This is a genomic window from Micrococcoides hystricis (assembly GCF_042434215.1).
Lineage (GTDB): Bacteria > Actinomycetota > Actinomycetes > Actinomycetales > Micrococcaceae > Micrococcoides > Micrococcoides hystricis.
The window spans coordinates 131338-154079 of the sequence record NZ_JBHLUB010000029.1; the positions used below are offsets into that span (position 1 = coordinate 131338).

21 protein-coding genes and 2 tRNA genes are annotated in these 22742 nt (G+C 60.4%); 9 read left to right on the top strand and 14 right to left on the bottom strand.

Annotation, left to right across the window (positions count from 1 at the left end):
- Entirely contained in the window at window positions 1-1221 is a 1221-nt protein-coding gene (locus tag ACFFFR_RS07520; RefSeq protein ID WP_377459234.1) for an MFS transporter, read from the top strand.
- Here the strand turns inward: ACFFFR_RS07520 and ACFFFR_RS07525 are convergent.
- A complete protein-coding gene (locus ACFFFR_RS07525) occupies window positions 1195-2751 on the bottom strand; it encodes an MFS transporter (protein WP_377459236.1) in 1557 nt (518 codons plus the stop codon). The two genes, ACFFFR_RS07520 and ACFFFR_RS07525, sit on opposite strands and share 27 nt — an antisense overlap.
- 56 nt (window positions 2752-2807) lie before the next feature.
- Between ACFFFR_RS07525 and ACFFFR_RS07530 the strand changes: the two genes are divergently transcribed.
- Entirely contained in the window at window positions 2808-3428 is a 621-nt protein-coding gene (locus tag ACFFFR_RS07530; RefSeq protein WP_377459238.1) for a TetR/AcrR family transcriptional regulator, read from the top strand.
- A gap of 85 nt (window positions 3429-3513) precedes the next feature.
- A complete protein-coding gene (locus ACFFFR_RS07535) occupies window positions 3514-4203 on the top strand; it encodes a queuosine precursor transporter (protein ID WP_377459240.1) in 690 nt (229 codons plus the stop codon).
- Here the strand turns inward: ACFFFR_RS07535 and ACFFFR_RS07540 are convergent.
- Genes ACFFFR_RS07540 through ACFFFR_RS07560 form a run of 5 tightly spaced genes read right to left on the bottom strand, consistent with a single transcriptional unit; the run spans window position 4185 to window position 9190 of the window.
- Window positions 4185-4934, bottom strand: a complete 750-nt coding sequence (locus ACFFFR_RS07540) for a glutamine amidotransferase (RefSeq protein WP_377459242.1) — start codon at window positions 4932-4934, stop codon at window positions 4185-4187. The genes ACFFFR_RS07535 and ACFFFR_RS07540 overlap by 19 nt on opposite strands.
- A 26-nt stretch (window positions 4935-4960) precedes the next feature.
- Window positions 4961-6181: an MFS transporter gene (locus tag ACFFFR_RS07545; protein WP_377459243.1), complete on the bottom strand. Its 1221-nt coding sequence runs from the start codon at window positions 6179-6181 to the stop codon at window positions 4961-4963.
- Window positions 6182-6208: 27 nt separating this feature from the next.
- A complete protein-coding gene (gene tgt / locus ACFFFR_RS07550; protein ID WP_377459245.1) occupies window positions 6209-7453 on the bottom strand; it encodes a tRNA guanosine(34) transglycosylase Tgt in 1245 nt (414 codons plus the stop codon).
- A 38-nt stretch (window positions 7454-7491) separates the two neighbouring features.
- Window positions 7492-8037, bottom strand: a complete 546-nt coding sequence (locus tag ACFFFR_RS07555) for an NUDIX hydrolase family protein (RefSeq protein WP_377459247.1) — start codon at window positions 8035-8037, stop codon at window positions 7492-7494.
- A 25-nt stretch (window positions 8038-8062) separates the two neighbouring features.
- A complete protein-coding gene (locus tag ACFFFR_RS07560) occupies window positions 8063-9190 on the bottom strand; it encodes an NADH:flavin oxidoreductase/NADH oxidase (protein WP_377459249.1) in 1128 nt (375 codons plus the stop codon).
- A 72-nt stretch (window positions 9191-9262) separates the two neighbouring features.
- On the opposite strand from ACFFFR_RS07560, the gene ACFFFR_RS07565 reads away from it, so the two are divergent.
- Window positions 9263-9586 (top strand): hypothetical protein, encoded by a 324-nt coding sequence (locus ACFFFR_RS07565; RefSeq protein WP_377459250.1) that lies wholly within the window; start codon window positions 9263-9265, stop codon window positions 9584-9586.
- A 13-nt stretch (window positions 9587-9599) separates the two neighbouring features.
- On the opposite strand, the gene ACFFFR_RS07570 is transcribed toward ACFFFR_RS07565, so the two are convergent.
- Genes ACFFFR_RS07570 through ACFFFR_RS07590 form a run of 5 tightly spaced genes read right to left on the bottom strand, consistent with a single transcriptional unit; the run spans window position 9600 to window position 17207 of the window.
- Window positions 9600-10577: a TspO-related membrane protein gene (locus ACFFFR_RS07570; protein WP_377459252.1), complete on the bottom strand. Its 978-nt coding sequence runs from the start codon at window positions 10575-10577 to the stop codon at window positions 9600-9602.
- Window positions 10528-11175, bottom strand: a complete 648-nt coding sequence (locus tag ACFFFR_RS07575) for a DedA family protein (protein WP_377459254.1) — start codon at window positions 11173-11175, stop codon at window positions 10528-10530. Before ACFFFR_RS07575 ends, ACFFFR_RS07570 begins: the two co-directional genes overlap by 50 nt.
- Window positions 11176-11187: 12 nt before the next feature.
- Window positions 11188-12126, bottom strand: a complete 939-nt coding sequence (locus ACFFFR_RS07580; protein ID WP_377459256.1) for a pseudouridine synthase — start codon at window positions 12124-12126, stop codon at window positions 11188-11190.
- Between the two features lie 36 nt (window positions 12127-12162).
- On the bottom strand, window positions 12163-16749 hold the full coding sequence (locus ACFFFR_RS07585) for a DEAD/DEAH box helicase (RefSeq protein ID WP_377459257.1): 4587 nt from the start codon (window positions 16747-16749) through the stop codon (window positions 12163-12165).
- Window positions 16749-17207: a 23S rRNA (pseudouridine(1915)-N(3))-methyltransferase RlmH gene (locus ACFFFR_RS07590; protein WP_377459259.1), complete on the bottom strand. Its 459-nt coding sequence runs from the start codon at window positions 17205-17207 to the stop codon at window positions 16749-16751. Before ACFFFR_RS07590 ends, ACFFFR_RS07585 begins: the two co-directional genes overlap by 1 nt.
- Before the next feature lie 105 nt (window positions 17208-17312).
- On the opposite strand from ACFFFR_RS07590, the gene ACFFFR_RS07595 reads away from it, so the two are divergent.
- Together ACFFFR_RS07595 and ACFFFR_RS07600 are read left to right on the top strand one after the other, a co-directional pair.
- A complete protein-coding gene (locus tag ACFFFR_RS07595) occupies window positions 17313-18371 on the top strand; it encodes a zinc-binding dehydrogenase (protein ID WP_377459260.1) in 1059 nt (352 codons plus the stop codon).
- Between the two features lie 63 nt (window positions 18372-18434).
- Complete coding sequence (locus ACFFFR_RS07600) at window positions 18435-19262, top strand: phosphatase PAP2 family protein (protein WP_377459262.1); 828 nt, start codon at window positions 18435-18437, stop codon at window positions 19260-19262.
- Between the two features lie 57 nt (window positions 19263-19319).
- Here ACFFFR_RS07600 and ACFFFR_RS07605 read toward each other — a convergent pair.
- Both ACFFFR_RS07605 and tadA read right to left on the bottom strand, forming a co-directional pair.
- Window positions 19320-19410, bottom strand: a tRNA-Ser gene (locus ACFFFR_RS07605).
- A 54-nt stretch (window positions 19411-19464) separates the two neighbouring features.
- Window positions 19465-19947: a tRNA adenosine(34) deaminase TadA gene (gene tadA / locus ACFFFR_RS07610; RefSeq protein ID WP_377459263.1), complete on the bottom strand. Its 483-nt coding sequence runs from the start codon at window positions 19945-19947 to the stop codon at window positions 19465-19467.
- A gap of 39 nt (window positions 19948-19986) precedes the next feature.
- Between tadA and upp the strand changes: the two genes are divergently transcribed.
- From upp to ACFFFR_RS07625, 3 genes are all read left to right on the top strand, one after another.
- Window positions 19987-20622, top strand: coding sequence for a uracil phosphoribosyltransferase (upp, locus tag ACFFFR_RS07615; RefSeq protein ID WP_377459265.1), 636 nt, complete (start codon window positions 19987-19989; stop codon window positions 20620-20622).
- Window positions 20623-21126: 504 nt separating this feature from the next.
- On the top strand, window positions 21127-21909 hold the full coding sequence (locus tag ACFFFR_RS07620) for a winged helix-turn-helix domain-containing protein (RefSeq protein WP_377459267.1): 783 nt from the start codon (window positions 21127-21129) through the stop codon (window positions 21907-21909).
- 4 nt (window positions 21910-21913) lie between these two features.
- Window positions 21914-22525, top strand: a complete 612-nt coding sequence (locus ACFFFR_RS07625) for a SixA phosphatase family protein (protein ID WP_377459269.1) — start codon at window positions 21914-21916, stop codon at window positions 22523-22525.
- 54 nt (window positions 22526-22579) lie between these two features.
- On the opposite strand, the gene ACFFFR_RS07630 is transcribed toward ACFFFR_RS07625, so the two are convergent.
- Window positions 22580-22653, bottom strand: a tRNA-Arg gene (locus ACFFFR_RS07630).
- Window positions 22654-22742 lie beyond the last annotated feature (89 nt).

Consider the following 22742-nt stretch of genomic DNA (forward strand, 5'->3'; position numbering starts at 1 on the left):
ATGGACGGCCAACAACAACTCAAGGCGCATCCCGCCACCTGGTGGGTTGTGCTCGCCGCCGGTGTCATCGCTGCCGGACACGTGTGGAAAGTCCCCGCCGCCCTTGAGTTCATCCGCTCCGAACTGGGCATGGACCTAGTTGCTTCCGGCACCTTTTTGGGGATTGTGCAGGTGGCAGGCATGCTCGTTGGCCTACCCATGGCGCTGTACGCGGAAATCATCGGGTTGCGCAAAGGCATCATCATTGGGCTGGGCCTACTAGCGGCTGGCTCCATTGCCGGCGCCGCGGCACCGAACGTCTCCTTTCTGATGGCTTCCCGCGCGGTTGAAGGCCTCGGTTTCGTCATGGTCACCATGGTCGCCCCGCAGCTGATCCGCATGGTGACCGAAGGCAAGAAGATCAACCTAGCCATGGGTATCTGGGGCGCATATCAGGGCTTCGCGAACCTCGTGGCGGTGCTGGCCACAGCAGCGGCCATGAGTGTCATGGACTGGCGGGCTTGGTGGGCGGTCTTTGCCGGCCTAGCCATTCTGCCCATGCCGTGGCTGCTGAAATGGGTCCCCAAAGATGTGGTCCCCGCCGATCAATCCCGCAGCCAAATCATTGCCGCGGCCGGCAAGCGCACCGTCCGTACCATCAAGACGGCACCGCCGTGGATCGCCGGGGTGGCCTTTGCCTGCTACACCATGATGTGGGGTGCGCTGATCGGTTTCATGCCCACCGTGCTGCAAGAAGAAGGATTCAGCGCCTCCGCGGCCGGTGTGTGGGGTGCCCTCATCGGTGGGGTCAACATCATCGGTGCCGTCGCATCGGGTCCGTTGCTGGAGCGAGGCATCCCGCTACGAGCACTCTTGATCCCCACCTTCGTTGTCATGGGTGCCATGTCCTACATTGCTTTCGGACTGGATGTCCCGATCGCCGTCCGGATCGGTGCCGTCATGCTGTTTTCCGCAGTCGGCTCGCTGATTCCGGCCTCGTTGATGCGGTTGGCCGTCGAGCTTGCCCCACAGGGCGGTTCCACATCCGCGGTGGTGGGGCTGATGCAACAAATCTTCAATGGCGGTAACTTCATTGGTCCAGTCATCATGGCCGTGTTGGCACAAATGACCTCAGGTTGGGACGCCACGTGGTGGTTCACCGCCGCCGCCAGCGTGCTCGGGATCGCGTTGGCCTTAACCCTGCGTGAGGAACGCCTAGGAGTCCGACTGCGCTCGAGCTGACGCATCGTCACCGGTTAGGATCTTGTACCCGGTCCACACCAAATCGATGAGATACAAGATGGCCCAGAGCCGGATGGCGGCGGAAGCAAAGAGGGCCAGGTCGAATCCGTTGTTGAAAGCGGCTTGAAGGTCTCGCCAGATTCCCAACGGATGCTGCCCAATACCTAGCAAGCCAGTGTATTCAAGCTGCGGGAAGAATAACTTCGCGGCGATCACTGCGAGCCAAAATACCAAACTGTGCTGCAGGAACTCTTTGACCAGTTGAGTTCGAGACTTCCTTGTTGCGTCCCGTTCCGCCACTTGACCAGTTGGAGCCTCGAGCTGCTCCGGCCGTGACGGAGTCCTTGCCGGGGCCACCGCGTCGGAGATGCCAAGTGCGCGAATTGCCCACGGCAGAAGAAAAATTCCTGAGGCTAGAAGGAGGGCCACAGCAAGACAGCTCAGCAGCCACGAACCTGATTGATACATCAATCCGGCCGCCACCGAGCCGACGAACCCGCCTGCTAACGTAGCTGCCTCGTACCTGCTGAGCGCGCGACCGGTGGCGTGATTTCCAGCAGCATCAGCCACTGCGGCTTGCTGAACCGGAACCAAAATTGACCACGCGATCGCCGACAGCACCCAGATGATCCCGATCAGCAGTGGCGTCGTGGCGAATGCGAGTCCGATAGCGAAACAGGTGCTGAGCGCTGAAGCCAGTACAAGTGCTTTGCGCCGGCCGATCGCGGCAACCACCCTGTGCAGATAGCTCGGCAGCAAGCTCATCGCGATGGCACCGGGTAAGAACACCAACGCGATTTCAACAAGACCCAGATCAAAATGATGCTGCAAATGCAACAGGAGCAAGAGTCCGAGTGCCGACTCGGCGGCCATGGTGACTACCACGGCAATCAGCAAAGGGCGGTCGGTGCCTGACCTAGGAGGCGTCGTTTGCGTCGCAGTCTCAGGGTGCGTTGGGCTCATAGCAGCATTCCTCGGCACCGAGAAGAGAAGCGCGGCCGCAACGAAGCAGCACAGCGCAAGTGCCAAGAAGGCGTACAAGTAGTTGGTATAGATCGCGATGAAAAGCGCCGGAACGAAAATAAGCCAGGAGCCGGTTTCTTCTGCTCCGAGAAGTTTGGCGAAAACGCTGGAATCCTCGTGTAGACTTTCCGCGACCATGGCCCGCAGCCCAACCCACAGGAAGGCTCCCGCGACACCGGACAGCGCGGCTGCCGTCAAAGCCACCGCCAATCCTGTCGAAAAAGCGTACAAGACGCATGCGATCCCAAAGCCAGCAGCGCCTGCCGCGGCCATGATCGGCCGTGAATGTCGATCGGCGATGCGTCCGGCAATCGGGCGGCTAACGAAGGCCGTTAACTCACTCAACCCAACGAGTAATCCGATCTGCCAAGGGACTAGGCCGAGCACGGTTCCGGCAAAGACGGGCAAAAGGAAATCGATGACCTGCTCGGAGCCGCTGGAGAGCGTGGCGCTATCCAGCAGATTCCGCTCACGCTTCTGAGTTCGGGTTGCCGTCGTGATCGTCATGGGCGCTCTCTCACACTGAACCATCAAAGTTAACACGATCGTGTTAAGATCAGATCATGTCACGAGAGGCTGAACGCGGCAACAGACGTTACAAGATCGCCACGGCTGTCTGGGAGATCATCCTTCTCGACGGCATATCTGCAGTATCCGTCCGAAGTGTCGCCGACCGAGCCGGCATCTCCGCAGGATCATTGCGCAACACATTCCGCACGAAGACCGCCCTGATGGATTTCGCCTTGGCCTTGGTTGAGGAACATGCGACCGAACGAATCCAACGCCACTTCACCGAAGCCGATCCGGTCCTGCTGGTCCGCAACGTGATCGACGAGTTACTCCCACTAGATGACCAACGCAGGGCCGAAATGATGGTTACCATGTCACTGTATGCAGAGTCCCCGAACCATCCGGAGATGAGGCAGCTCAAATCCGACTCTCATGCGGTGATGGTCGGACTGATGACCCAGTTGCTGCAGCATCTGAACGTGAAGGGGCTGCTGGCCCAGGACGTGGATGTGGACCGTGAGGCACCGCGGCTGCTTGCGCTCATCGACGGCTACGCCATGCACATGCTCGCTGCGGATGACCCGGATTTTTCGGCGACAGCACGGCAACACATCCACCATGAATGGCGCCGGTTGTTGGCGCAACCGGGTGCGCAACAGAATATGGCAGAATAAGAACGCCGGTGACAGGGGCAGTGCTAATAGAGCCAGCAGTCGGGATGATTGCGCGGGCGAACCACTACCAAAGGACTTTTCTGCAATGAGCGCTATGGCGCGGTATGCCCGCGTGGGCAGCTTCCGTTATCCCATCTTGGTGGCCATCATGGCCGTCGTTTTGATCCTCTCCAACATTGGTGCATCCAAAGGCGTCATGTTCGGGCCTATCGTCACCGATGGCGGATTCTTCCTCTTCCCACTGGCCTACATTGTGGGGGATGTGCTCAGCGAGGTGTACGGCCTGAAGGCTTCCCGCACCGCGATCGTGACCTCGTTTGCGCTCAGTGCGTTCGCCGCGCTGTGCTTCTGGATCATCATCGCGCTGCCTGCCGCCGAATGGTACGAGGGCCAAGAAGCGCTCGCGGCCACCCTAGGGGCCGTGCCGCTGATCGTCGTGGCCTCCCTGTTGGGCTTCCTTGTGGGTCAGCTGGCGAACGCCACCGTCATGGTGTGGATGAAAAAACGTCAGGGCGAACGGGGCCTGTTCTTCCGACTCCTCGGCTCCACCGGCGTTGGCGAGTTCTTGGACACGCTCATTTTCTGCTCGATTGCCGCACAGGTCATCGGGATCGGGGACATCCCCACCTTCATCAACTATGTGGTGGTCGGGTTCCTCTATAAGACCGGGGTGGAAGTAGTGCTTGCCCCGGTCACGATCTGGGTCATCGGCCAGATCAAGAAACGCGAACCCAGCTACTACGCTGCTGCCTCGACTCAGTCGCCGGCAGAGTAGTGCTGCACGAAGTTCCGCAGCACTTGGTGTGAACCTGAGACGTCTTCATTGGCCACATTCGCGATGATGGTCTCCACCTCATGCGGTTCGAAGTAGCCGTTGGCCTTGTATACCCGGACCCGGTGGGCCAGCCCATCAAAGTCCATCTCCGGGTGGAACTGGGTGGCGTAGAGGTTCTGCTGGATCCGGAACATTTGGACCGGGCAGTCTTGGCCCGTGGCTAGCAGGGTGGCGTGGTCAGGTAGCTGGTTGACGGCCTCTTTGTGTCCGACGAAGCCTTTGAAGACTTCAGGTAAGCCGGCGGCAAGTGGGTCCTTCAGGCCGTCTTCGGTGAAGGTGATGTCTATGGCGTGCACGGCTTCAGCGTAGGTCCGATCGACCACCGCGCCCTGGTGGATGGCCAGCGAACCGACCCCGTAGCAGGCACCCAGGAACGGATAGTCTTCGGCGACCAGCACATCTAGGAGTTTGTGTAGATCCTCTTCGACCCGTTTCTGCACGTCGGTCTTCTCTTCATCCGGGTCAGTGGAGGTGAATGGAGAGCCGCACAGGATGATGCCGGAGTATTGGCGCAGATCAACCTTGCCGAGACGCTGTTGTTCCAGCCGGTAGGAGATGAGCTGGTTGGCCGGCAGCCCGGAAATTTGCAGGGTGGAGCGGTACTCGTCGGACTGCGTCCGGTCATCTTCGCGTGTTTGCAGGAGCAAAAACGGTTTAGGTGCCTTCGCCATCTGCGTCGCCCCCTGTGCTGTTGTGTCTACGGTTGTGGGTCAGCCTGATAATGCAACCGACGGACATAGCGTTTATGCCCGTGAACAAAATGGTAGACCACAACTGTGACGGCCATGAGCGCGGCCATCGCCAAGTACATGCCCCGGTAGCCCCAGGCGGTGACCAACAGGCCACCTAACAGCGGGCCGGCAACGGTCCCAATGTCCAACATGATGTAGAACGTGGAGGTCGTGATCGCCACCCGGTGGTCGGGGGCCTGGGTGACCGCCACGGTTTGGAAGATAGGCATCATGGCCCCGAACCCCCAGCCGGCTAGGATGCCGGCCAGCAACAGCTGCCAGTCGGTCTGCGTGAATGAGAGCAGCACAAGAGCCAACACAAAGCTGACCATGGTGGGGTAGGAGACCACGTTGTCCCCGTAGTAGTCCTGCACCCGCCCCAACACCAACCGAGCCAGCAGCATCGAGACGGCGTAGACCAAGAAGAACAATCCCGCCATGGAGAAGTCTTCGGCTTGGGCGAACGAGTTCACAAAGGCCAGCACGGTGGCGTAAGCCGTACCGGCCAGACCGATGATGACCGAGATCGGTAGCGCGTGCGGATCCAACACATCGGAGAGTTTCCAACGGTGTTTGTCGAGCCGCTCCTGATCGGTGACAGTGCGCTCGGGTAAGCGCAGGAAGAAGGCGGCCAGCAACGCGAAGAAACAGGAGGCAACGGCCAGCACGAACACGGCATCGAACCCGGGGCCACCGATTAATGTCACCGCCAGTCCGGGGCCAACGGCTGCCGCCAGCGTAGTGGAAATGCCGAAGTAACCGGTTCCTTCCCCTCGCCGCAATGGAGGCAACAGCATCATCACGGAGGCGCCCAGTGAGGTGTTGGCGGCACCAAAACCGGCGCCGTGGAAGAACCGGACCACCCACAGCCATTCCACGCTGGTGGTCACAAAATAGGCCAAGCCCACCAGCACGTACCCGGTCAGGGCAAAGAGCAGCAGGCGCCTACGACCAATGAAGTCCAGATATTTTCCGACGATCACGCGCGCGATCAGGGCACCGAGGATGAAGGCCGAAGAAGCGAAACCGCCCGCGGCGTCGGAGGCAGAGAATTGTTCGACCGCGTACTGCGCCATGGTGGTCATCAGCAGATAGAACACCATGGAGATGAAGAAGTTCGCCCCAATGGCCAGCACAAAGTTGCCGGTCCACAACCGGCCAGACGGGGTCTTGTTGGCACTCACCATGGCAGTCTACGCCTTAGCCGCGGTGATTCATGGTTTCCGGTTCGCCCCGTAGTAGCGGCCCAGCACCTGATCTTTGAGTTCGGCGTAGTCCCCGTCGATCATCGCTTGGCGCGCCTGCTGGACCATGCGCAACACAAAACGTTCGTTGTGGATCGACATCAGGGTGTGTGCAACCAGTTCTTTGGCTTTGAACAAGTGCCGGATGTAGGCCCGCGTGTAGTGCTGGCAGGAGTAACAATCGCAGTTCTCATCCAGCGGCCCGAAGTCGGCCCGGAACCGTGCGTTCGGGATGTTGAACCGCCCGTACTCGGTGTAGAACGCGCCGGTGCGGGCAACTCGGGTGGGGGAGACGCAGTCGAAGGTGTCGGCGCCGGCCTCCATGGCTTCGAACAGATCATCCGGTTCGGAGATGCCCAGCAAATGCCGCGGCTTGTCTTCGGGCAGTTCCTCGGCGCACCAACCAATGATGGTGCCCAGCTGGGCTTTCTCCAAAGCGCCACCGATGCCGTATCCGTCGAAGTCCCAACCGGCCAGAGGCTGCCCGTCTGGGCCTTCCGCCTCCATGGCAGCTAGGTCTCGGCACGCCTTGCGGCGTAAGTCTTCGTAGTTGGCGCCCTGAATGACACCGAAAAGCCCCTGATAGGGGCGGTGGTTGCGTTCGTGGGTCAGGCGTGCGTGCTCGTTCAGGCACCGCTGCGCCCAGAGTCGGGTGCGCTCTAGAGCTAATTCTTGGTAGTTCCGGGACTGGCCCAGCGTGGTCAGCTCGTCGAATGCGAAGATAATGTCCGCGCCGATCTGGTGCTGAACACCCATGGAGATCTCCGGGGAGAACCGGTGCCGATCCCCGTTGATGTGGGATTTAAACCACACGCCATCATCGTCGACGTGGGCTAGTCGCTCTTTGCCTTCGGCGACGGCGTCATCGGGCAGCCGGGATTCGGCTTCCGCCACATCCATGCTGATGACCTTCTTGAACCCGGAACCCAAGGACATGACTTGGAAACCACCGGAGTCGGTGAAGGTGGGCCCGGGCCAATTCATGAACCGGCCTAAACCGCCGGCCTGGTCGATCAGCTCAGGTCCGGGCTGCAAGTACAGGTGGTAGGCATTCGCCAGTACCGCTTGGGCCCCGACTTCGGCGATATTCTCCGGCAGCACAGCCTTGATGGTGGCTTGTGTTGCGACCGGGATGAAGGCTGGGGTCTGGATGTCACCGTGTGGGGTGTGGATGGTGCCGGCCCGACCGTGCCCGGTCGAACCGTGCTCCGCCATCCGGGACTCGATGGAAAAGGTAAGGTCCGCAGGCGAACTCAGCGACCCCACCCCACATGGGCCAGTGCCTGCTGGATGATGGCGCCGCGGCCACCAACGAATTCAGCCTGAACATCATCGGAGAGGGCCTCTTCCGGGGTCATCCAGGTGATCTCCAAGGCGTCTTGGCGCGGCTCGCATTCGCCCACGACCGGCACGATAAAGACAAGGGAGACGGCATGCTGACGATCGTCCGTGAGTCCGGTCTCGGACGGGGACGGGAAATACTCTGCCACCGTCATGGGAACGGGGGATGCCGGCAACTGAGGCATGGCCAAAGTGCCCAGATCCTTTTCCAGATGACGCAGCAGGGCTGCCCGCACCGTCTCGCGGTACATCACCCGGCCCGAGACGATTGAGCGGCACAGTCTGGCGGTGTCCGGGTCAGCGGTGTAGAGCAAGCCCACTTCCGAGACGTATCCGAGAGCGTCTAAGCGGACGGGGACGGCCTCTACGTACAGCATCGGTAGCCGGCGGCGGGCCTCGTAGAGATCTGCCTCATTCAACCAACCCGGGTCTGGGTCTGGGGTGCGCACGTTGTTCATGGGTTTTTCCTCCCGTGTCAGGATCTCAGCTCACAGGCTGCGGGTTTCGGGGCCATGTTGCTCGCCAGTATTGAGCGGCGTACGGCAAGTCTGGTTTGGCGAAGCCGAGTTCGGCGGCGGCCTCCACCGGGAAGTTCGGGTTCCGCAGGGCTGCACGCCCGATCGATAGCGCATCGATCCCGGTTTCCTGCAACGCCTCTTCGGCCTGGAGACCGGAGGTAATGGAGCCCACCCCGGAGACGAACAGGTCTGGGTGGTCAGTCTTGATCCGGGTGGCCAGGGGGAGCTGGTAGCCGGGGCCTGGCTTCGGCCCGGTGTACACATCGCCAATACCGCCGGAGGACACATCGACCATGTCGACACCGGGTAGGTGGTTCAGGACCGCGGAGGTGTCCTCGATGGACCAGGAGCCCTCCACCCAGTCGGAGCCGGAAAATCGGATCATCAGCGGCTTGTGTTCGGGCCACACGTCTCTGATTCCGGCGACGATTTCCCGCAAGTATCGGGTCCGGCCGTCGAAGTTGCCCCCGTAATCATCGGTGCGCTGGTTGGTCACCGGGGTCAAGAACTGGTGAATGAGGTAACCGTGCGCGGCATGGATCTGCAGGACATCGAAACCGGCCCGATCGGCGCGCTGAGCCGCCGCCACCCAGTCACCCACAGAGTCTTGAATCTGGTCCCGGCTCATGGCCGTGGAGGGCGCCAAGTTGCTCACCGGGTTGATGCCAGCGGGGGAGAACGTTTGCCAGCCGCCTTGTTCGGCAGACAAGGATGCGCCGCGGTAGCCGGGCAGCCACGGCTCGGTACCCGCCTTGGCACCGGCATGGGCCAGCTGCACGCCCGCCGCGGCACCTTGGCTCTGCACGAAGTCCACCACCCGGGCTAGGCGGTCTTCGTGTTCGGCCGACCACAGCCCGACGTCTTCGGCAGAAATGCGGCCTTCTGGGGCCACAGCGGTGGCCTCCGTGATGACTAGTGAGAATCCACCGGCGGCACGCGCACCTAAGTGGGTTAGCTGCCAATCGTTGGCCAGACCATCACGATCATTCAGCGCATACTGGCACATGGGAGCCAAGAACAGGCGGTTCCGCAGGGTCAGTCCGCGAATGGTCGCCGGAGCGAACAAACGGGTCTCAGGCACGGTTGAACTCATATAAAGCATCTTAGTCACAGTGGAATAACACTGGCCACGAAGCCTTGGCGCAGAACCTCTAGACTGGGACCCGTGCCCAGTTTTCGATTGCTCTTCAACGTTCACGAGTTGTTTCCCGGACATCACCCTGACGCCGTCATGGACACCACCGTGCAGGTGGTTGCCAGCCACGGTTTTGTCGAAGCCAACCAGCTGAACGTGCGACTGCGCGGTGGGGTGCCGGTCCCGGAAATCACCGTTCGGTTCACCCTGCCGGAGAGCTCCGAAACGGAAGAAAATCTGGGGGCAGAGGCCGTCCGAGCAGACGTTCACGACGCGCTGGGGACGATCGCCTCAACGAGCGGGTTCCGGATCCTGCGTCGGGTCCGGGGCAAATGGGTGTCCACCCGAAGCTGATATCGCGACCGGTTTATTCGTCGAACTCGGTGGCCAACCCGCGCTGGGCCCGGTGTTCGGCATGTTTGATCCGGTAACGACGGTTCTCGGTCACCAGCAGCAGCACGAAGGCGCAGCTGCCGGCGAGCAGGGCAACCCACACCGAATTGTGTTCGCCGAACAGGCGGGCGATCATGATTCCGGCCAAACCCGCACCGACACCTAGCGCGACGGAGACGCGGCCACGTTCGGTCATGCACAAGTGCGCGGCCAACCAGGTCAGGAGGGCCACGGCGATCAACGCCCAAATAAAATCGGGGATCCAAAGGTCCCATTTCCAACTGGTCAGCAGAACCGCCAGCGTGGTCGCCGTCAGCGCCAAGAACCAGCCCGCATACAAACCGATGGGTGCATCGGTGCAGAGCCGCTCGGTGTTGTATCTGGCGGTGCGCCGATTCAATTCGCGGATTGCAAGCCACCCGCAAACCGCTCCGGCCAACGCTCCGGTGAAGGCCAACAAAGCCCAGCCAAGGTGCGCGCCCAGCAGCCAGAGAACCGCGGATAGGTTTAGTCCGGCAACGTAGTAGCCGCTACGCCGCTGCCGTGGCGTGCTGGTCTGGGTCGGCCACCACTGAAAGACAGCATGGGTGAGGGCCCCAACCATGAGCAGCAACCACATCAGGTGGGTTTCCGGGAACAGGGACAGCGCCGAATAATCCGCGGCGAAGTAGCCGTGCGGGAATTTCTCTGGCGCCGTCACACCATGCGGGCCGAAAACCAGTCCGGCCGTGAAGGCCATGCCGATAGCTGACACGGAGACGAGAAGTTTGCGGATGAGGTCGGTAGTTGTGGGCTCCGGGTCGGGATCGTAGTTCGGCGCCGGGAAAGGCAGAACGTACGGTTCGGGTTCTTCTTCCGGCTCCGGTTCGGTCCGCAACCCGCGCGCACCGTAAATGGCCTCCTTAGCCAGCGCGATCCGTTCCTCCTGGGACATCTCCTGCTCTGGAGCCACGTTTACCCCTCCTGCCAAGTGCAATCAGCCAAGCAACAAGTAGTCCTAATAGCGTACCGACAACCATCGCTAGGACTGCGGAGGCCCACAGTGGCCAGCCCGTCATTTCGTGGGCGAAGTAGCCCAACAGCGGCATGTAGATGCCCCACAAGATGGAACCCAACGTGGTGGTGATGAGAAAGGGTCGCCAGGGAATGCCCATCATCCCAGCGGTCGCGACCACGGCGGTGCGGCCCCCGGCGACAATCCGAAAGACGATCATGCCGGTATAACTGGTGGTCGGACCCACCTTCGTCATGACCCGCCCGATGCGGTCGTATAACCAGCGGCCCCAGCGTTGGCGGACCAACCAGTGCCGGATCCGATAGCGCGTCATGGCGTACAGTCCGAGATCTCCGACAAAGCCGCCAACGGTGGCAACGGTGATGATGCCCCAGAGACTGAAGCTGCCTTCACGAGCAAGAATTCCGCCGGCTGCCACCAACACCTCGGAAGGGATGGGCGGTAGAAAGGTGTCGGCCGCGACCAAGATGAACGTCAGTGGATAGTACAACCACGCGAGGTCGGCAGCCCACTCGGCAACAAGATTTGTGTCCATCTCCGCTCGGTCCTACGGTTGCGTGTTTGCCGGATCGTGCAGCAGCTGCAGAGAGGAGGTGAAACTTCGGGGCGTGCCCGAAAGCGGATCCGTGAAGCCGATCCACTGAGCCAGCAATTGCAGGGGTGCGGAGAAATTATCCGGGGCCTTATCTAGCAGGATTGGGTAGAACGGATCGTTGATAATGCCCAGACCGATCGCGGCCATGTGGATCCGGAGTTGGTGGGTCTTGCCGGTATACGGGGTCAGCTGAAAAAGACCATGGGTATCGTTGGCGCGTAATAGCTCGATGCGACTGACGGCGTTCGGTGGCACCGGATCGGCTAGCCGATCTTTCACCACCGAACGCAGCACGCCCTTCTCTTTCGTGATGTGGTTGCGTACCACTACCGGGCCGGACCACTTGAAACCCGCTGGCAAGGCCGCCACGGCCTGATAGCCCTTGGAGACTTCTTGACGTTCGAACAGCTGCTGATAAGCGCCCCGGGTCGCCGGGTTGGCGCTAAAGAGCAGCACCCCCGCAGTCGCCCGATCTAACCGGTGAATCGGAACCAGCTCCGGCAAGGTTAACTCATTGCGCAACCGGACTAGGGCGGTTTCTTGAATGAACCGTCCACCCGGAGTCGTCGGCAGAAAATGAGGTTTGTCGATCACCACGAGGTCATCGTCCCGGTGCAAAATCCGGTACTGAACCGGCAGTGGATCCTCATGGGGCACCGAGCGGTAGTACCAGCAGAACTGATACTCATCCATGCGGGTGTGCAGGTTCAACGGGGTGCCGTCTGTCGCAACGATCTCCCCGTTTTCTAGTCGTTGGGTGATCTCTGCCGGGTCCAAGTGTCCGAACCGATGCAACAGATAATCCGCCACCGTGTCGAACCCGCTGTTGCTGGGTAGGCGAAGTCGTGTGGCATTCACGCCATTACGCACCGGAAGAGGGGAGATGTTCATCGGTTCTAACTTATCCGATCGGCCAGAAGACCACCGTCAGGGCCGGAAACGCAGCCCTGACGGTGAGGAATAGAACCCGGCAGCCAACAAAGCTGCTGCCAACGGTGTACCAAGAATTGGTTCTTGATTCAGTTTCTCACTATGGATCTTGTCAATGCGGGCAGCCCGTAAGGTGCCCACCAACGAGGCTGCGATTGTTTCCAGCAACGCCCCATCCGCGCTTTGTTCTTCCGACAGGAAACTGAGCATAGTTTTGCCGCCACGCTCCAGATACAACGCCAAGGCGCCATCGACGAGCACCACCAGCGCACCGGCTTTGCGTCCGGGCCGATGCGTGGTCTGCGCAAGTTCAGGCCACGGTAGAGCTGCCCCATAGGGGTTAGCCGGGTCTGTGGCGGCCAAGGTCGTTGCAACCGGCGCGGGCTGATCGAGCGGGGTGAGTTCTTCTTCCCGGCTGTGCGACCGCAACACGTCAACAGCGCCTAAGTCCGCGAACTGCGCCGCCCCTAGATGCTCGATGTAATAGCCGCGGCGGCAATATCCGGCGTCCTCAAAGAAGGAGAGCACCTTGTAGGCCCAGGCGAAACCACCGACCACGTCTTCGGCCTTGACGCTGCCACCGGTGAGTACCCCGTAGCGACCAAGTAGGAACTCGGCTAATCCGTGTCCGCGTAGCGTAGGGTCGGTCTCTGGTTCCGGGACCCGGCTCCACCGGCCAGCGCTCGCTGGTTCAAACGAGTCGGTGGGGTTGGTCGCATCTGTGCCAGCGGCACCGTAGCGGGCACGGATTGAATGTCGCCGGGCAAACCCGGTGCTCCGCAGGTTCGGCTTCGAAGTGACCCGGTGGGCATTCTTCCCTCGGCCTAGCCAAGCCCGTAGGGCGGCGAAGCTGTCATTGCTGAGTAGACCGGCAAAGACTAGTTCCCACAGGGCCGATGTCAGATCACGGATGACAACGCCCGCTTCGCGAAGATGTTGGCGCAGGTCTTGCACAAAATAGGCTCCAGAGGCCGGAAAATGTTCCCACAGCGCCGTCGCATCTGCACTGAGCTCGGGTTCTTCTTCGCGTGCTGGCAGCGTCAGCGGCGCCGTCCGAGACGGGTGGAAGCTCAACAACCCGTCGCGCCCGGGGGTACTGCCGGCACCGGCGAATAGGACTTCGCCGGTGGAAAGTAATTCATCGAGCATCCACGGCTGGTAGTCGGTAACCCGTGCCGGCAGAATGAGGGATTCCCAGGCGCTGGCAGGGGCCGGGTAGCCGGCGAGCTGATCTAGGACTTGCCGGAGCCCGTCACTACCGTTGTATTGGCCACCGACCCCCTGCCAGTCGATGAGAAAACGACTGTACGCCGAGGTTTCCACGGGAGCCAGTTGACTGCGCAGCGCTGCCAGCGAGCGCCGGCGCAACTGCCGGAGCACGCCGGTGGCACAGTATTCGTCCGCCTCCACATCTTGCCGGAATGAGCCGGACTGCACATCGCCAGCCGCCACGAAGCGTTGGAGCAAGGTTTTCGCCACGGCGGGTGCGAAACCGAGTCGGGACTGGACATCGGCAATCGTGAAGGGGCCGTTGGTGACAATGAAGCGTTGCAACAGGTCGCTGGCAGCATCCTCTTCAGGTTCTAAGAACGCCACTGGGATGCCGTGCGGCAGTGGAATGCCGAGCCCGTCACGCAGTCTGGCGGCATCTTCCACCACAGCGAAGACGTCCTGATCCTGCAACCTAAAACTAAAGATCCGGTTCCGGGCTTGCAGCCACGCCAGATTTTCGTCGAGGTCATCCGGGTCGGTCACCCGCAACATGAGAGCTTCGGCGCTGAGCGGTCCTAGCAGGCGGAGCAGGTCCGCCACGCCCTCGGCGCCGGTGAGACGATAATCCTCTGCAACCCGCTGCAATTGCTGCTGCACTGCCGTGATGACTTCCGGTTCCAACAGCTCGGCCAAGGGCACCTGACCCAGCAACTGCTGCATGAGCTCCGGATCGAGTGCCAGTGCGGCGGCCCGTCGCTCGGCGAGGGGCGAATCACCGGCGTACAAGTATTGGGCCACGTAGCCGAAGAGGAGATTCTGCGCCAACGGGGACGGAGAAGCAGTGTGGACTTCTGCCACCGTGATGCTGCGGTTTTGCAGTTTGGTCAGGATTTCGACCAGTAGGGGCAGTTGGTAGACATCCTGCAAACATTCCCGTGCGGTCTCCAACATGACGGGGAACTGCGGGTACTTTTGGGCTACTTCCAGCAACTGGGCTGAACGTTGTCGCTGTTGCCACAGTGGGGTCCGTTGGGTGGGGTTCTGGCGGGGCAGCAGCAGCGCGCGAGCGGCGCATTCTCGGAACCGGGCGGCGAAGAGCGCGGAGGAGGCTAGCTGATCGGTAACGATGTGTTGGATTTGTTCTGGGTCAAAGAAAAACAGGTCCGCCCCGGGCGGTTCCGCATCTGTCACCGGCAGACGCAGGATGATGCCGTCATCCGCGGCAAGGACTTGGGCATCGAAACCGTAGGTATCTTGAACCCGTTCGGCAACCGCCAGCGCCCACGGCGCGTGCACCGACCAACCATAAGGCGAGTGCAAGATCAGCTGCCAGTCCCCGAGTTCGTCGGTGGTGCGTTCGACAATGAAGCGTTGGTCGGTGGGGAAGGCCCCGGTGGAGCGCAACTGGTCTTGGGTGAGTGCCAGCAGGTTCTGCTGGGCGAATTCGTCCAAATATTCTGCGACGCCCAGGTCAGTCAACTGCTCGGCACTGATTTGTTCTCCGGCAGAGGTGAGCGCGGCTTGAAACTTGCCGATCGCGACCCCAAGTTCGGGGTGCCTGCCTGGGCCTTCACCCCGCCAGAAAGGGAGCTTGCCGGGTTGTCCCGGAGCCGGAGTCACCAGGACACGGTCGTGGGTGATCTGTTCGATCCGCCAACTAGATGCCCCGAGCGAGAAGATCTCTCCGGTCCTGGACTCGTAGACCATTTCTTCGTCGAGCTCACCGACCCGGCGCCCAGTTCCTTCACTTTCTTCGCTGGAGGCTAGGTAGACGCCGAAGAGCCCCCGGTCGGGAATGGTGCCGCCGGAGGTGATGGCCAGCAGCTGTCCGCCCGGCCGGGCGGACAGAACATCATTGGTGCGGTCCCAGACAAGTCGCGGGCGCAGCTGCGCGAATTCAGTGGACGGGTATTTGCCGGCCAATAGGTCTACAACCGCATCGAAAGCACTTCGGGGCAGCGCCGTGTAGGGGGCGCAACGCCGCACCACATCGAACCAGTGTTCCGGGTCCCAGTCATCCATCGCCACCGCGGCGATCGTTTGCTGGGCCAACACGTCAAGCGGGTTAGCGGGCACAGACAATCGTTCGATCCGGCCCGCCAACATCTCTTGGACAAGCACCGTGGAATGCAACAAATCCGTGCGGTGCTTCGGGAAGAACCGGCCGATAGAAGCGGCACCGACCTGGTGCCCGGCACGCCCCACCCGTTGCAGCCCAGAGGCGACCGAAGGCGGGGTCTCCAACTGAATGACAATGTCGACCAGACCCATGTCGATTCCCAGCTCCAAGGAACTGGTCGCCACCACGCATCGGAGGGTTCCTGATTTCAGAGACTCTTCGATTTCCGCCCGCTGTTCTTTGGCCACCGACCCGTGGTGGGCCCGCGCCAGAATGGCGTTCTCGTCGCCCGTCCGTTCCGCCCAAATCTCATTCAGCCGCCCGGTGACCTTTTCTGCCAACCTGCGAGAATTCGCGAACACGATCGAGGCGTGGTGGGCGCTCACCAAATCCACCACTTGGTGCTCAATATGCGGCCAAATACCGGCTTGAATGTTCACCGGCTCCGGTTCGGCCCACGGATCGACCGGCTCGTCCTCTTGATCGTTTGAGGGCTGTTCGATCTGTGGCGGGGCATTCATCTCGGGCACCGGAACGCAGAGCCGCAAGTCCCATTGCTTGACGGCAGGTGGTCGCACAATGGTCACTGGACGTTGACCACCGAGGAATCGGGCCACCTCGTCGGCGGGTTCGACCGTGGCCGATAACCCGATGCGCTGAAACGATCTGCCGTTCAACGCCTCCAACCGTTCCAAGCTCAGGGCAAGGTGAGTACCACGTTTGGTGCCCGCCAGCGCATGAATTTCATCAATGATGACGGTGTGCACATCGGCCAGCATGCTCCGCGCTTGGGACGTGAGGATCAAAAAGAGTGATTCGGGGGTGGTGATGAGAATATCCGGCGGGGTGCGTTGGAGAGCTCTGCGCTCGCGGGCGGTGGTATCGCCGGTGCGAACACCCACACGCAGTTCCGGCAACTCGGTCCCCTGTTGCAGAGCAGTCTGCCGGATGCCGATCAGGGGCGCGCGCAAGTTGCGTTCAACGTCAACACCGAGCGCCTTGAGCGGGGAAATATAGAGAACCTTGGTGCCTTGACCACCGGGCTCACGGTACAGCTGATCCAACGCTGCCAAGAACGCGGCCAGTGTTTTACCCGAACCGGTGGGCGCGATGACCAGCGCATGCTCATCCCGGGTAATCGCGTCCCACGCGCCCAGTTGAGCTTCAGTCGCATGCTTAAACGCCCCGGTGAACCAGGCGCTGGTTGCGGGGGAGAAGCGCGCGAAAATCTCTTCGCTGGATGCTTGTGCCATTAGGAATGATGGTAACTGCCGCCAGCAGCAATGTCTTGAGCCCGATACAGCTGCTCAGTCAACACCAGTCGTACCAACTGGTGGGGGAAAACCAGCTCAGAGAGCGACCACTGCAGGTTGGCCCGCTCCCGTAGCTCTTCCGTCACCCCGTAGGCGCCACCAATGACCAGCACGACCGGTTTGGACTGCACGAAGCAATCCTGCAAATGCTTGGACAGTTTCGGCGAAGTGAGCATCGTGCCGCGTTCATCCAACAAGATCACGTGGTCGCGGGCATCAATCTTGGCTAAGAGCCGCTCAGATTCTTCGGCGCGAGCCGCCTCGTGTTGCCGCGAGGAATGCGGCAGCAACTGCCATTTCAGGTCAAACGGCTTCTTCAACCGCTTGCTGTAGCGGTCGATTCCGTCGGCGACCCAGTCCTCGTGCTTCTTGCCGATGCTGAGAATTTTGATGCTCATGGATTCATCTTCCCTTAACCGGAAGGCTATTTTTGCCGGTCCTGCGCCCTTTAGGCTGAGAAGTGAGCCCGTTCGCAGAAGACGCTATTTAGCTAGGGGAAGCTCATGAAAGCTCTTGTCTACCACGGCCCGAACAACAAATCTTGGGATGAGGTTGCCGACCCGGTCATCCAAGACCCGACGGACGCAATCATCCGCATCGATACCACGACCATTTGTGGTACTGACCTGCACATCCTCTCCGGCGATGTGCCAGCGGTTCAGCCCGGCACGATTCTGGGCCACGAAGGCGTCGGGACGGTCATCGCAGTGGGGGATGCGGTCACCAACTTCGCGGAAGGCGACCGCGTAATCCTGTCCTGCATCACCAAATGCGGTAAGTGTGACTACTGTATTGCCGCGATGCCCTCCCACTGCCAGTCCGTGGGCGGGATCGGCTGGATCTTCGGTCACCTGATCAACGGCACCATCGCCGAACAGGTCCGGGTTCCCTACGCAGACACTTCCATGGTCAAGCTGCCCGAAGATGTCACCGACGAAGCCGCGATCTTCCTCTCGGACTCCCTGCCAACCGGCTATGAAATGGGTGTGCTCTACGGTGGCGTCAAACCCGGTGACAGCGTTGTAGTGGTCGGGGCCGGTGCGGTTGGCCTCGGCGCCATCATGACCGTTGGGCTGTGGGGTGCTTCCACCGTCATCGCGGTTGACACCAATGAGTTCCGCCTGGAGAAGGCCCTCGAATTCGGTGCCACCCACACGATCAATGCCAACGACCCCGACCTGCTGCAGAAGATCAAAGATCTATCCGAAGACGGACTCGGCGTCGACGTTTCGATCGAAGCCGTGGGCTACCCGGAAACCTTTGACACGGCCCTGCAGGCAATCCGCCCAGGCGGAACCATCGCAAACGTTGGGGTCCATGGAAAATCAATTGACTTTCCACTGCACGAGCTCTGGATCTCAAACATCAAGATGACCACCGGTTTGGTCGATGCCACCAGTATGAAAACCCTGCTCAAGATGGTGCAGAGCGGCAAACTGCCGGCCGAGAAGATGGGCACTCACACCTTTGACCTGCAGGACATAGATCATGCCTGGGAGGTGTTCGCCAACGCCGGTGAGCACAAGGCACTGAAGGTCATCCTGAAGAACAAGAACGCCTAAGGTCACCACACCAAAACCAACGGGCGGCAGGCTGGCTGGCTCGGAGAATTGTAGGCTAAGCCTATGAATCTCGACGCCACCAAATCTGCCGCCCGTCGTCTTGGGTATACCGTCCACCAGTACTGGCCGGAGAAAATCCCGACCAAGTACGCCCCATACTCGCTGATGGCGGTCACCTTGGTCGTCGGCGGCGCACTTGTGACCGGCCTAGTAGCAGGTGCGGCGGAAGTCTACGAATGGGTCCGGGAATCTTCTGGAGCCGCGAAACTGGACGAACCCATTTTGCAGCAGATGCTTGCGTGGCGCTCACCCGAGCTGGATCGAGCGGTCACCTGGTTCACCAACTTGGGCGGCACGATCGGCATGACGATCTTGGCGATCATTGCCGTGATCCTCTTATCCTGGTCCTCGAAATCATGGCGAGCCCTAATCCTCGTGGCATCCGTGGCCGCAGGGTCTTTGATCATGACGATCGCAGGCAAACGCCTCATTGGACGGGAACGCCCAGCGCTCGAACACGCGGTCCCGCCCTACGAGCATTCAGCTTCCTTCCCCTCCGGGCACACGCTCAATGCGACAGCAATCATGACCGTGGTCGCCTACCTGCTGTTCATCGAGTTCACCAAGACGAGCCAACGCATTTTGGCGATCGCGCTGTGCACCGTTTTCGTGGTGGGTTTGGGACTGAGCCGAATATTCTTGGGCCACCACTGGTTCACCGATGTGCTGGCTGCATTCCTGTTGGGGCTGGCATGGGCCGGGGTTGTGATTCTCGCGCACAGGGTCTGGTGGGCGGTCAGAGACCACCGGGGACATCATCGCGACCACAAGAACGGCGTACCGGAACCAGCGGCTGAAAACGCCAGCATCCCGGAACCAGAGACGAAATAAAAGCGAGAAATCCCGGTCCGGAGTTCACTGCAGAACTCTGAACCGGGATTTCTTCTGTGGCGGTGACGGTGGGATTTGAACCCACGGTGCAGGGTCACTGCACACAACATTTCGAGTGTTGCACCTTCGGCCGCTCGGACACGTCACCAAACTGTTGTAGTGTATCGCATTCACAAAGAGCCTACGAAACCGGAAGACGGGCTCAGTTGCTACGGTCACGATGCTGGGCAAAGAAGTCACGCAAGAGCCGTTTCCCACGTTCTTCCTGGATGCCACCGTAGACCTCGACCTGATGATTCAGGACGCCATCACGCAACACGTCATAGAGACTACCTACGGCTCCGGTCTTTGGCTCCCAAGCCGAAAAAACTAAGCGGGGAATCCGCGCTAAAGAAATCGCTCCCGCGCACATCACGCAGGGTTCCAAAGTCACCACGAGCGTGCAACCATCAAGCCGCCAACTACCTACGGCCTGAGAGGCCTCCTGCAGGGCGAGAATCTCCGCATGAGCCGTCGGGTCCCCAAGCACCTCACGTCGGTTGTAGCCTCGGCCGATGACTTGACCGTCACGATCGACAACGACAGCGCCGACCGGCACATCCGCACTGGCAGCACAGTGCCCGGCCTGCTCGAAAGCAAGTTCCAGCCAAGGCCCGAACTCGTCCACGGAAAAATGATCGCTCACAACCTTCAACACTAGAACACCGCTGCTAGATTTGGGGCTATGCGAATTCATCAGGTCGACCACCCGCTCATTGCCCACAAGCTCACCCAGCTCCGCGACGAGAACACCACCGCGACCGGCTTCCGGCAGCTCACCAATGAAATAGTCCAGCTCTTGGCCTATCCAGCCACCGCAAAGCTGCCGACAGCGCCGAAATCCGTGACGACTCCGGTCTGCGAGACCGTGGGCAGCGAACTGAGCGGCGAGACCCCGCTGATCGTGCCGATCCTGCGAGCCGGTCTCGGGATGCTCGAAGGTATGAGCAAGTTCCTGCCGGAAGCGGAGGTCGGTTTCCTCGGCATGGTCCGGGACGAACAGACCCTAGAGATCGAAACCTATGCCGAACGGTTGCCGGCGGATCTGACCGGTCGCCACGTGTTCATCTTGGATCCCATGCTGGCCACCGGCAACACCATGGTGGCTGCACTGCATTACCTGCGTGAGGCAGGCGCCGCTTCTCTGAGTTGTATCTGCATCGTGGCCGCACCAGAAGGCATCGCGCAGCTGGAAGAGCACGCTGCCGATCTTGATGTTGATCTGTACATCGCTTCCCTTGATGAGGGACTGACGGAGACCGCTTACATCAGTCCGGGTCTCGGCGATGCGGGGGACCGACTCTTCGGGACCTCGTCCTAAAGCTGAGGGGTTGACAAGTCAGTTAGCTAGCGGTATTGAGTAAATCCCGTAAATTTAAGAAGGGTTTAGCTGAGCGCTCTTGAATTTTGCTTGCGCATATGCTTCTGGGCTTGCGCCGGGGCATTTAGGTGATCTGGCCACTACCATTGAGTAATAAAGATGCGAAAAAACGGGCAAAGAGTGGGATTCAGGGAGGGGTTTCTCGTAATGCTTGCTCGGGCGCTCGACTGTTGTGAAGCGACTGTTTCAGGTCGATCGAATAATGTTGAGCAAATGTTTCACGTCAAAAATCCTGTGAGCTTGGTCACAAAAACTGCTCATAATCTCACTATGTGAGATCTAGTATTGAATGTTACTTGCCAATTCAGTTTGTTACACACCACACTCAAACTTGTGAGTCTCTGTTAGGGGAGTTCACAGGTTCGTAGTTCGAGCATCAAAACAGACGATGACCCGAATTGCAGAACTAGCAGTTTCATTCGCACGAAGCAGGGAAGACATCGCATGTCCGTATCGCCTGGGTACAACCACATCTCCGTCCGGAACGCGCAAAAACGCGCCGCACAAGCAAAGCAGCTCCGTCCAGAGTATGCCCGCCGCATGGAGTACGGTGTTGGACCTTATGCCTTACGTCAGGAAGAAGAGCCTGCAACCATTGTTGCCCCCACCGGTGCCCCTGGTCCGCAAGCCGTCAGCCAAGACACTGTCGCCCGCGGCTTCGTCATTTATGTCGGTCTAGACGAAGAGTCGGCCGCGTCCCACCAGCTGACCCTGTCTCGGTTGGCGGCCCAAGTTCGCCGCGAGATCCAGTCCTTGGCGCCCTCTGCCAAGACCCATGCCGCAGTTGCTTTGGCCCCAGCCAGCGCAAAAGGCGACGATCTAGACGTCGTCCGCGTCGTGCTCGGCGACCCTACGGCCAACCGTGGTGCTCGCGTCGAGCAAGCTCCAGTTCAGACGGCCCAGCACTCCGGCGTGCTGATCGACCTTTCCCGCCGCGAAGTTCAACTCGACAGCGAAGTCCTGAACCTAACCTTCAAAGAATTTGAGCTGCTGAACTACATGGTGGAAAACGCTGACAAGACCGTCAGCCGCGACGAGCTGCTCAATACCCTCTGGCGGAACTCCGATGAAGTGCCGAACGAGCGCACCATTGACGTGCACATTCGTCGCCTGCGTTCCAAGCTGGGTCGACTCTCCAACACCGTCCGCACCGTACGCGGTCAGGGATACCGCTTCTACGAGCACCCTGAAGTTGTCGTCTGGGCGGCACCGGAATACACCATCTAATTAGATGGCCAAACGACTGATCCTGCTCCGGCACGCCAAAGCCGACTACGCGCCGGCCATCGATGCTGCCGATGTCATTGTCGAGCAGGCCCAGCTGTTCCAAACATCTCCCGCGCTACCAGACCTCACGGCAACTGCTCTAGCGCATCAGGCCGGTGACCGCTTGCGCCCGCTGGCCGCATCTGGTGCTAGCGACGCACCAGCGGCCGGCCGCTGGATGAAAGCCAACAACTGGATCCCGGATGCCATCATTTGCTCCGACGCGTTACGGACCCGGCAAACCTGCCTGTGGGTCTGTGAGCAGCTAGGCGAAAAAGCTCCCACGCCCTATCTTGATTCCAGAATCTACGGGGCCGATGCCACCGAGCTGATCAGCATCATCAATGAAACCCCGGAGTCGGTCGACACTCTTCTTATGGTCGGGCATATGCCCACAGTCCAAGATGTGGCTATGCGGCTTTCCAGTGGCGATTCCGATGAAGACGCGGTGCTCGCCATGGCGTCCAACTATCCACCGCTGGGTCTGTGTGCTTTCAGCATTGCCGGCTCCTGGGCTGAACTGGATGGCCGGGACGCCAGACTCGAGCATTTCGAGGTTCCGCGGCGCGATAGCTGATTGCGAAGTTCCGCGTCGGAAGTGCGAAAAGAAAAAGTGGCTTAAAAGAAAAAGCGCGCCCAAAGGGATTCGAACCCCTGACCTTCTGTTCCGTAGACAGACGCTCTATCCAGCTGAGCTATGGGCGCTTGATCATGTTCACCACCGACTGGGTGACTGACCTCAATAAACTATACACACCCGGATCGGCGCTGCCAAATTTTGGGCGCTGTGATTG